The organism is Xenorhabdus stockiae (assembly GCF_002632825.1).
GTDB lineage: Bacteria > Pseudomonadota > Gammaproteobacteria > Enterobacterales > Enterobacteriaceae > Xenorhabdus > Xenorhabdus stockiae.
This window is the reverse complement of sequence record NZ_NJAJ01000092.1, coordinates 1-2775: the sequence shown is the minus strand read 5'-3', so window position 1 is coordinate 2775 and position 2775 is coordinate 1. Positions and strand designations below refer to the sequence as shown.

Annotated in this window: 2 protein-coding genes and 1 pseudogene; all 3 read left to right on the top strand. The window is 50.4% G+C overall.

Annotated elements, in window-relative coordinates; all coding sequences use genetic code 11:
- Positions 1-3: 3 nt before the first annotated feature.
- Complete coding sequence (locus Xsto_RS20235) at positions 4-1176, top strand: DUF2169 family type VI secretion system accessory protein (RefSeq protein WP_099126249.1); 1173 nt, start codon at positions 4-6, stop codon at positions 1174-1176.
- The gene (locus Xsto_RS20230) at positions 1169-1525 is read left to right on the top strand and encodes a DUF4150 domain-containing protein (protein ID WP_099122409.1); all 357 of its coding nucleotides are present in this window, start codon (positions 1169-1171) and stop codon (positions 1523-1525) included. Before Xsto_RS20235 ends, Xsto_RS20230 begins: the two co-directional genes overlap by 8 nt.
- Before the next feature lie 11 nt (positions 1526-1536).
- Positions 1537-2775: pseudogene (locus Xsto_RS20225) on the top strand (hypothetical protein); the annotation flags it as partial.

Sequence of the window (2775 nt, the reverse complement as noted above, 5' to 3'; positions counted from 1 at the left end):
CAAATGTTCGATGTCGAAGATACCGAGCATCACGTGGCGGTCATGAAAATCGGCTACCAGCTGATGCCTGCCGGACAGGGGGAATACGTCGCCGAACTGCTGCCCGCGCCGCCTTTGTGTTTACAGGATGAATATCGCGGGCAAATGAATGTCTCACAGGTGTTGCAGGAGAGTGACCTTGCGCCGTTTAAACCGCGTTGCGATGTGATTGTTAATGGCATGGCGTATTCGCCGGATAACCGCCCCTGTACTGAATTTCCCGTGCGATTCCAGGTCAACACCCGGCAAGGCCAGCGTCTGCTCGACAAAACCCTGACTATCACCGGTGAGCGGGAATTTATCCGTGATGCCAGTGGCCACTGGCAACTCACGGAGCCAAAAACCTTTACCACACTGCCACTGGATTATCGCTACGCCTTTGGAGGCGAATGCAAAATTCAGGCAGACGATAAAGCAAGCAAACTGCTTAACGAACGTGACCGCCTGGCTCCGGAACAGCGCCAACAACATCCTGACGGAGAAAATGCCCCGGTGGCTCATGCGGTTTGTGAAACCAATCCGCTGGGAACTGGATTTATCACCCCATGGTATGCCAACACCAAACAGCTCATCCGCTATCCCGCACCGCGTATTACCCGACCGGATGCCCCTTTTACTGCTGAGCATTTTACCGCGCAATTGGCTGGCACGTTACCGCCTGATACGCCCGCCTGCCAGCCACAGGGCATGGGCTTTATAGGACGCCCGTGGCTTCCCCGCCGCCAGCTTGCCGGGACTTACGATGCCGACTGGCTGGAGCATCGTCATCCTTACCTGCCAAAGGATTTTGACTTCGGCTACTGGAACGGCGCACCGGCTGACCAACAAATTGACTGGCCAGATACCGATATTGCCCTCACGCTAAGTGGCCTGACTCCCGACAGTGACCTGCATGTCAAACTGCCGGGACATCGCCCATTCATTTTGTTGCGGATGCGAAACGGGATTCTGTTACCCGTTCCGATGCACCTCGATACGCTCATTATCGACAGCGAGGCCAGAACACTGCATCTGACCTGCCGGCTGAATTTCAAAGCCTCCCTGCCCGTGCGGGTCGCCGAAGCCCGGTTTGAAATTAACCCGGATGCCCCCTTGCTCAAACTGGCACCACAGGACGGGGAGAAAACGAATGGCTGATAATTACATCGCCCGTACTGCGGGTACCTGGATGATTATTGGCATGCTGCCGGACGTGTGCAAAACCCCGATAGGGCCTGCCACACCGCCCATCCCTTATCCGGTGGTCGCGAAACTGGCAGACAGTTCAGCACCGGAAAAAACCGTACGGGCCAATGGCATGCCGGTGGTGGTGTTTGCCCGCAGTTTTGTACCCACCACACTCGGTGACCAACCGGGCGTGGCGAATGGTATCAAAAGTGGCACTGTGGGGGGTAAATGCCATCCATTGGAGCACACCCGTACGGTACGTGCTGGCAACAAGTTGGTACTGCGCCACGGGGATAAATTTTGGATGAATGGGGCATAAGGAAATTTGCTATGGCAGAAAATAAAGAAGTCATAATTACGATAAACGGCGGGCGCGATGAGGCGGTATTTTGCAGAGAATACCATGTTCGCTCACTGGCTGATTTAGAAAAAACTAAAAAAAATCTTCCCGCTTTAGTCGAGGCAGAATACGCTGATAATCCCCGAGTGACCCCGGCTGATAAAAAGGTCATGTTAGACTATGACAAAAAACTGGCTGATAAGGTTGAGGAAAAATTCAAAAACGGCGAATACCCACTGAAAGAATGGGAACAAAAAGAAGAAAAACAAGAAGAAGACTCTCATCCCAAACCCAATATTGCTTTACCTCAAAAACCACGAGATGACAGCCCGACAGGTGAAGGCAACACGTTGGGCAGTATTGTCGGACAGGCGGGTGTCTCACAAAATGCTCCCCATGAAGCTAACCCCAGTGTGGCTGTAGAAGCAGAGCCAGAACAAACTGCCTGGGAGACAACAAAAAAAATAGGAAAAGCCATTGGGAATATGGCGGCGGATAAAGCAAAACAAACTGGCCAAGATCTTTCAACGTTAGAAGGATGGAATCCGATTGAGCAACAAAAAGGTTTTGCCAAAGCTGCCAGTAATGCGGTTGTCGATACCGCTGAAGGGTATATTAAAGGCGCCAAATTGGAAACTAGCCACGATCTAGAACAACAAGCAAGACTACTTGAATTTTTTGGCGGCGAAAAATACACAAAAAACGTCGAAATAATGCGCGACGCCGCAAAGGAAAACCGAAAAAACACACAGGAATTCAATCTGGATAACCTAAAAATGTCGATGGACACACCAGGACAACGTCTTGGTGAGTTAGGGTTTGAAATTGTATCCTTGTTTGATCTGCCTGCTTCTAAGGCTTCTAAAAGCGCAAAGGCCATTGATGAAATCAGCACGCTTGAAAAAGTGATACAAGCGGAAAATCGTGTCATCAAAAATAAAACCGGCATAAACAATACGACTGGTACTCAAGGTAAAACGAGCAACCTTGAAACACCCAATACTTCAGAAGTATCTAATCCTCCCGGGGCTACAATTCAAGGCAAGAAGAAAACAGACAATTCTGATACTTCCCCCACATCGAACGCAAAAAACTCTGAACAAGACGGGGTTAATAACCAGTCAAACAATAAAGAAGGCAGTTGTACCGGAACCTGTAAAACGGAAGGTGAACCTGTCGATATGGCTACCGGTGACTTCCTGCAAGTCTGGCCGGTTATCGCCATTCCT